Origin of the sequence: Streptomyces sp. DvalAA-14 (assembly GCF_900091855.1) — a bacterium.
Lineage (GTDB): Bacteria > Actinomycetota > Actinomycetes > Streptomycetales > Streptomycetaceae > Actinacidiphila.
In genome coordinates this window covers 1-7,640 of the sequence record NZ_FMCH01000312.1, presented here as the reverse complement: position 1 = coordinate 7,640, position 7,640 = coordinate 1, and the positions used below count along the sequence as shown (strand labels likewise).

Genomic DNA, 7,640 nt, shown 5'->3' with positions numbered 1-7,640 from the left:
AGCCCGGCATCCGCGCACGCCGCCCTGGTCCGCGAACTCGACGGCGCCCGCTACTTCGCCCTCCTCGACGCCCTGGAGGCCCTGCTGGCCGCACCCCCGTACCTGCGGCCCGCCGCCGACGCCCCGGCCGACACCGCCGCCGCCGCGACCGTCCGCCGGGACCACGCCCGGCTGCGGGCCGCGGTCGAGACCGCCCTGGCCATGGCCCCGGGCGACGACCGCGACATCGCGCTGCACGACGCCCGCAAGGACGCCAAGCGGGCCCGTTACTCCAGCGAGGCCGCCACCCCCGTGCTCGGCAAACGCGCCGCCGCCCACACCGGCCGGCTCAAGGGCATCCAGCAGCTTCTCGGCGAGCACCAGGACGGCTATCTCTGCCGGATGGCCCTGGTCCCGCTGCGCGCCGACGCCGTCGCGGCCGGCGAGGACCCCGCGCCGTACGACGCGATGATCCTGCGCGAACGCGAACTGGCCGCCGCCGTCGAGGCCGAACTGCCCGCCGCCTGGCGGGCGGCGGACCAGCCGATCTGAACGGCCGGGCGTCGCCCCCCGGCTGTGGACGGGCGAAACGGCACCCGCCGCCGCTCGGGTAGTCTTGAGGGTCACCCTTCCCCGGGACCCGGTCGGGCCGGCCGCAGGGTGTCCCCCGTCCGCTGATGAAAGTCGCCGAGATGCCTGTCGAGTCGGTCTTCCCGCGCCTGGAAGCGCTGCTCCCGCACGTCCAGAAGCCGATCCAGTACGTGGGCGGGGAGCTGAACTCCACCGTCAAGGACTGGGACAGCACCGACGTGCGCTGGGCGCTGATGTACCCGGACGCGTACGAAGTGGGGCTGCCCAACCAGGGCGTCATGATCCTGTACGAGGTGCTCAACGAGCAGCAGGGCGTGCTCGCCGAGCGGACGTACAGCGTGTGGCCCGACCTGGAAGCGCTGATGCGCGAACACCGGGTGCCGCAGTTCACGGTGGACGGCCACCGGCCGGTCCGCGCCTTCGACGTCTTCGGGCTCAGCTTCTCCACCGAGCTCGGCTACACCAACATGCTGACCGCGCTGGACCTGGCCGGCATCCCGCTGAGCGCCGCCGACCGCACGGTGGACGACCCGATCGTGCTGGCCGGCGGCCACGCCGCCTTCAACCCCGAGCCGATCGCCGACTTCATCGACGCGGCCGTCATCGGCGACGGCGAGCAGGCCGTGCTGACGATCACCCAGCTCGTGCGGGCCTGGAAGGCGGAGGGCCGCCCCGGCGGGCGGGACGAACTGCTGCTGCGGCTGGCCAGGACCGGCGGGGTGTACGTCCCCCGCTTCTACGACGTGGAGTACCTGGCCGACGGCCGCATCTCCCGGGTCGTGCCCAACCGCTCCGGCGTGCCGTGGCGGGTCTCGAAGCACACCGTGATGGACCTGGACGAGTGGCCGTACCCCAAGCAGCCGCTGGTGCCGCTGGCCGAGACCGTGCACGAGCGCATGTCGGTGGAGATCTTCCGCGGCTGCACCCGCGGTTGCCGCTTCTGCCAGGCCGGCATGATCACCCGCCCGGTGCGCGAGCGCTCCATCACCGGCATCGGTGAGATGGTCGAGGCCGGGCTGAAGGCGACCGGCTTCGAGGAGGTCGGCCTGCTGTCGCTGTCCTCGGCCGACCACAGCGAGATCGCCGACATCGCCAAGGGCCTCGCCGACCGCTACGAGGCGGACAAGATCGGCCTGTCGCTGCCCTCCACCCGCGTCGACGCCTTCAATATCGACCTCGCCAACGAGCTGACCCGCAACGGCCGCCGCTCCGGCCTCACCTTCGCCCCCGAGGGCGGTTCCGAGCGGATCCGCAAGGTCATCAACAAGATGGTCTCCGAAGAAGACCTGATCCGTACCGTGGCCACCGCCTACGGCAACGGCTGGCGCCAGGTGAAGCTGTACTTCATGTGCGGCCTGCCCACCGAGACCGACGAGGACGTCCTGCAGATCGCGGAGATGGCCCGGCGGGTCATCGCCAAGGGCCGCGAGGTCACCGGCCAGAACGACATCCGCTGCACCGTTTCCATCGGCGGCTTCGTCCCCAAGCCGCACACGCCCTTCCAGTGGGCGCCCCAGCTCGGCGTCGAGGAGACCGACGCCCGGCTGGAGAAGCTGCGCGACGCCATCCGGGGCGACAAGAAGTACGGCCGCAACATCGGTTTCCGCTACCACGACGGCAAGCCCGGCATCATCGAGGGCCTGCTGTCCCGCGGCGACCGCCGGGTCGGGGCCGTCATCCGCGCGGTGTACGAGGGCGGCGGCCGCTTCGACGGCTGGCGCGAGCACTTCTCCTACGACCGCTGGCTGCGCGCCTGCGAAGCCGCCCTGCCCGCTTTCGGCCTCGACCTGGACTGGTACACCACCCGCGAGCGCACCGCCGAGGAGGTGCTGCCCTGGGACCACCTCGATTCCGGCCTCGACAAGGACTGGCTCTGGCAGGACTGGCAGGAGGCACTCGACGAGACCGAGGTCGACGACTGCCGCTGGACCCCGTGCTTCGACTGCGGGGTGTGCCCGCAGCTGGACCTCGACATCCAGGTCGGCCCGACGGGCAAGAAGCTGCTGCCGCTGACGGTCGTCAAGGCCGGCGCGGCGGGGGTCGCGGGCGGCTAGACCACCCGAACCACCGGAGCCACTGGAACCGCCGGAGCCGCCGGAGCCACTGGAACCGCCCGAACGCCCCGCCCCCGGGGGCTCGCCGGAAGCCCGGCCTACCCCCGGCGGGTGAAGGTGGTGTCGCGGGCCGTCGTCAGGGCGGTGGCGACCGCGCCGAGCAGGACCGCGTCCTCACCCAGGGCGCTGGAGGTGACCCGGGGGCGCAGCGGGGTCAGGCCGCGCAGTGTCTCGGTGACGGTTTCCAGCAGGAGATCGGCGCTGTGGCCGACGCCGCCGCCCAGGACCACGAGATCGGGATCGAGGACGGCGGCGACCGCGGCGACCGTGTGCGCGAGCCGTTCGCCCTCCTGGCGGACGGCGGCCACGGCGGCGGGATGGCCGGCCCGGGCCGCGCCGAAGACGGACTTGGCGGTGAGCGGGCCCGTCATGCCCAGGGTGCGGGCGGCGCGGACCACCGCGTCGGCCGACACCGCGTCCTCCAGCGTGCCGGGTTCGCGGCCGGGCCAGGGCAGGAAGCCGATCTCACCGGCCGCGCCGCCCGCCCCGGTGAAGGGGCGGCCGTCGGCGACGATGCCCATGCCCAGGCCGGTGCCGATCATGACGTAGACGAACAGCCGGCTGCCCGCGCCGACGCCGAAGGTGTACTCGCCGAGCGCGGCGAGGTTGGCGTCGTTGTGCACGGCCAGCGGGACGCCGAGTTCGTCGCGCATCCGGTCGAAGAGGCCGGCCCGGCCCCAGCCCGGCAGGTGCAGGGCATAACGGACCCGGCGGGCGGCGGTGTCGTAGACCCCCGGGGTGCCGACGACCGCGTGCGCGACCTTCGAGGCGACCGCGCCGGAGTCCGCGACGACGCCGTGCGCGGTGGCCACCACCAGGTCGGCCATCGCGGCGGAGGTACGCGCCCGGTTGCGTACGTCGCTGCGCGCCACGATCGTGCCGTCGAGGTCGGCCAGGGCGACCCGTAACCAGGCGCGGCCGATGTCGATGCCCAGCGCGTAGCCGGCGGACGGGTCGGCGGAGTACAGGACGGCCACCCGCCCGCGCTCGGGGGTGTGGTGGCCGGCCTCGCGGACCAGGCCGGCTGTTTCGAGCGCGGCCAGCGCGCTGGAGACGGTGGGTTTGGACAGCCCCGTCTCGCGGGCGAGTTGGGCGCGGGACGCGGGGGCGGCGCGGAGCCGTTCCAGCAGCAGGCGCTCGTTGGAGCTGCGCAGCCGCTGCTGGTTCCAGGGCTGCTCCTGCGGCGCAGGGGGTGGCTGGGAGCCGCGGTCGCTGCTGGTCATGAAGGCATTGTCACGTATCGGCGGGCCGGACGACCTCGGTCGCAGCTCTTGACCTTATTAGTAAGGGAACTTAACTTGAACGCCTCGATCCCGGGCAGGCGCCCCGGGCGCGCGACCGCATGACCGCACGACCACCGGAGAACCCCTACTCGCCCAGGGAGCCCCATGTCCGGCAATCCGCCCCCCGCCGGCGGCTTCGTCCGCCGCATCGGCCTGTTCCAGGCCACCGCCATCAACATGAGCCAGATGTGCGGTATCGGACCGTTCGTCACGATCCCGCTGATGGTGGGCGCGTTCGGCGGCCCGCAGGCCGTCATCGGCTTCGTCGCCGGCGCCCTGCTCGCCCTCGCCGACGGCCTGGTGTGGGCCGAACTCGGCGCCGCCATGCCCGGCTCCGGCGGGAGTTACGTCTATTTGCGGCAGGCGTTCCAGTACCGCAGCGGCCGGCTGATGCCGTTCCTGTTCGTGTGGACGGCGATGCTGTTCATCCCGCTGATCATGTCCACCGGCGTGGTCGGCTTCGTGCAGTACCTCGGCTACCTCGCCCCGCACATGGGACGGACCACCGGGGACCTGATCGGGCTGGCCGTCATCGCCGTGGTGATCGGGCTGCTGTGGCGCGGCATCGAGCACATAGCGAAGATCACCGCGGTGATGTGGGCGGTGATGATCCTGTCGGTGCTGCTGGTGATCGTCGCCGCGGCGTCCGACTTCTCCGGGCACCTGGCCTTCACCTACCCGGCGCACGCCTTCGCGCTGACCACCAGCCACTTCTGGACCGGCTTCGCCGGCGGTCTGACCATCGGTATCTACGACTACCTCGGCTACAACACCACCGCCTACATGGGCGCCGAGATCAAGCAGCCGGGCCGGGTGCTGCCCCGCTCCATCATCTACTCGATCCTCGGCATCATGGCGATCTACCTGATGCTGCAGATCGGCACCCTGGGCGTCATCGACTGGCACCGGATGACCGACCCCAACGACATCGCCTCCAGTTCCGTGGCCTCCGCCGTGCTGCAGAAGACCTGGGGCAAGGGCGCCGCCGACACCGTGACCGTGCTCATCTTGATCACCGCCTTCGCCTCGGTCTTCACCGGGCTGCTCGGCGGCTCCCGGGTACCCTTCGACGCGGCCCGCGAACGCGTCTTCTTCCGGCCGTTCGCCCGGCTGCACGAACGGCACCGCTTCCCGGTCTGGGGCCTGGCCACCATGGGTGTGATCACCGCGATCGGCTTCCTGATCGGGCGGCACACCGACCTGCAGACGCTCATCCAGCTGCTCACCACCGTGATGGTGATCGTGCAGGCGCTGGCGCAGATCCTCGCCCTGTCGGTGCTGCGCCGCCGCCAGCCGGGCCTGCGCCGGCCGTACCGGATGTGGCTGTACCCGGTGCCGGGGATCGTGGCGCTGATCGGATGGATCGTCATCTACGGCTACGCGGACAAGAATTCCCCCGGACGCCACCCGATCGAGTGGTCGCTGGCCTGGGTCGCGCTGGGCGTGGTGGCGTTCGGCCTGTGGTCGAACTACGAGAAGGTGTGGCCGTTCGGTCCCAAGGAGATCACCGAGGAGTACCTGACCGGGGCCGACCCCGACGCGGAGCCGGTCGCGGTGTGACCTCGGGCGGGGCCGCCGCCCGCACCGCCGCCGGCGGCGGTAAAGCGGTGGTCCCGCCCGGAGCCGGTCCGGCAGACTGAGGCGATGCCGCAGCTCGTCGCACCCGATGCCCGCGTCCACACGTCCTTCCTCGCCGCCATGGCCGAGTTCACCGCCGAGGGACGGGGCGGCGCGCGGGACGACTCGATGGTCGGCCGCGATCTGCGGACCTGGTCCGACCGGTGGCAGGATCCGGCGGTCTTCGCCGAGTACGTGGCCGGCCAGCGGGCCGCGGCGGAGCCGGACGGACCGCGGCCGCACGGCTTCGTGCCGTGCACCAACCTGTGGTGGACCGAGGGCGACGTCTACCTGGCCCGGATCGCGGTACGGCACCGGCTCAACGACTTCCTGCGCGAGTACGGCGGCCACATCGGCTACGACGTGCGGCCCAGCGCGCGCCGCCGCGGCCACGCCACTGCCATGCTGCGCGCCGCCCTGCCGGCGACCGCCGCCCTCGGCATCGATCAGGCGCTGATCACCTGCGACACCACGAACACCGCCTCCCGCAAGGTGATCGAAGCGTGCGGCGGCGTCTTCGAGGACGAGCGGGGCGGAAAGCTGCGCTACTGGGTGCCGACGGCGCCCGCCCCAAGCCGCCCGTAGCCGCTCGCCGGCCGGTGGGTCGGGCCGGGCCCCGCGCCCCCCGGCCGGTGGCCGCGGCGGGCCCCGCGGGTGAACGGCGGCGGAAGACGCGGGCACGTTGTCCACGTTGTCCACGTTGTCCACAGGGCTGGCGGCGGGCGGCGTGCGTGTGCCGCGACGCGGCGTAACCTTGTGTGTGTACGGAAGCGAACCGGTCGAACGGACCGGCGCGGGCCGTACGGGAGAACGGCGGCCCCTCGCGGGCCGTCCGGGCACCAGGGTCCGATCCGGGCCCGGCACCAGGCGCCGCGTGTGATCCGTACACGCAGCGCCCGCACCGCACCTGTCAAGACGACGAAGGACTGAACGACACTGGGCAAGCGACAGCCCGAAGGCCCACCGCCCGCACCCACGGTGCAGCGCGTCCGCCTGCGCTACACCAAGCGTGGCCGCCTCCGGTTCACCAGCCACCGCGACTTCCAGCGCGCCTTCGAGCGGGCGCTGCGCCGCGCCGAGGTGCCGATGGCGTACTCGGCCGGCTTCACCCCGCATCCCAAGGTGTCGTATGCGAACGCCGCCCCCACCGGGGTCGGCAGCGAGGCGGAGTATCTGGAGATCGGGCTCGCCCGGGCTTGTGATCCGGAGCAGTTGCGGCTGCTGCTCGACGAGTCGCTGCCCGCCGGGCTCGACATCGTCGAAGCGGTCGAGGCCCACACCTCTGGCCTGGCCGAGCGGCTGGAGGCGTCGGTCTGGCAGCTGCGGCTGGAGGGCGTGACGCCCGAAGAGGCCCAGCGGGCGGTGGCGGTGTTCCTCGCCGCCGACACTGTGGAAGTACAGCGCGGTACGAAGAACGGCATCCGCACCTTCGACTGCCGGGCCGCCGTCACGCGGCTCGAGGTCGTCGCCGTGGACGCCACCGAGCCGAGCGGCACCCGTCACCCGGGTGCGGCGCATCACCTCGACCTGGTCGCCCCGGACCACCGGGCCGACCTGCCTGACCTGTCCGACCTGCATCATTCCAACGATCCGACCGATTCACCCACCGAGGCGAGCGCGTCCGCGGACGCGGCCGACGAGGGTGCCGATAGGCCGCAGGCCGGTGCCTGTGCGATACTGCGGCTGGTTGTACGGCATCTGACACCTGCCGTACGGCCCGACGACGTACTGTCCGGCCTCCAGGCGACGGCCGACCTCGCGCCGCCGGTCCCCGCAGCGGTGACCAGGCTGGCGCAGGGGCCGCTCGACGAGGGGTCCGGTACGGTCACCGACCCGCTCGCGCCAGATCGCGACGCCGTGGCGGTACCGGCCGGTTCCGCGTAGGTACGGCGTCGACGCGTCGCCGACGCACCAGGGAGCCACCCGGGTCCGGCGCCGCTGACCACATGAGACTTTCGTCGGCCCCCTGCGGGTGGGCCGATGAGCGACACAGCAGCTCCCGTGCGGCGCCCGCGCCCCGGAGGCCGGCCCCGCGATCCAAGCGGCCGCCGGCCCC

At 72.6% G+C, this 7,640-nt stretch carries 6 protein-coding genes; 5 read left to right on the top strand and 1 reads right to left on the bottom strand.

The features are described 5' to 3' along the window. On the top strand, window positions 1-531 hold a 531-nt coding region (locus tag GA0115240_RS15720; RefSeq protein ID WP_141708848.1), incomplete at its 5' end, for a CHAD domain-containing protein. 140 nt (window positions 532-671) lie between these two features. After that, entirely contained in the window at window positions 672-2,624 is a 1,953-nt protein-coding gene (locus GA0115240_RS15715) for a TIGR03960 family B12-binding radical SAM protein (RefSeq protein ID WP_093737298.1), read from the top strand. A gap of 98 nt (window positions 2,625-2,722) precedes the next feature. On the opposite strand, the gene GA0115240_RS15710 is transcribed toward GA0115240_RS15715, so the two are convergent. Next, window positions 2,723-3,907, bottom strand: a complete 1,185-nt coding sequence (locus tag GA0115240_RS15710; RefSeq protein WP_093737297.1) for an ROK family transcriptional regulator — start codon at window positions 3,905-3,907, stop codon at window positions 2,723-2,725. 165 nt (window positions 3,908-4,072) lie between these two features. On the opposite strand from GA0115240_RS15710, the gene GA0115240_RS15705 reads away from it, so the two are divergent. The 3 genes from GA0115240_RS15705 to GA0115240_RS38140 all read left to right on the top strand — a co-directional run bounded on the left by GA0115240_RS15705 (window position 4,073) and on the right by GA0115240_RS38140 (window position 7,468). Next, window positions 4,073-5,527 carry an APC family permease gene (locus tag GA0115240_RS15705; protein ID WP_093737296.1) on the top strand — a complete coding sequence of 485 codons (1,455 nt, stop codon included), beginning with the start codon at window positions 4,073-4,075 and terminating at the stop codon, window positions 5,525-5,527. 84 nt (window positions 5,528-5,611) lie between these two features. Next, window positions 5,612-6,169 (top strand): GNAT family N-acetyltransferase, encoded by a 558-nt coding sequence (locus GA0115240_RS15700; protein ID WP_093737295.1) that lies wholly within the window; start codon window positions 5,612-5,614, stop codon window positions 6,167-6,169. Window positions 6,170-6,562: 393 nt separating this feature from the next. Next, complete coding sequence (locus tag GA0115240_RS38140) at window positions 6,563-7,468, top strand: TIGR03936 family radical SAM-associated protein (RefSeq protein ID WP_256069825.1); 906 nt, start codon at window positions 6,563-6,565, stop codon at window positions 7,466-7,468. Window positions 7,469-7,640 lie beyond the last annotated feature (172 nt).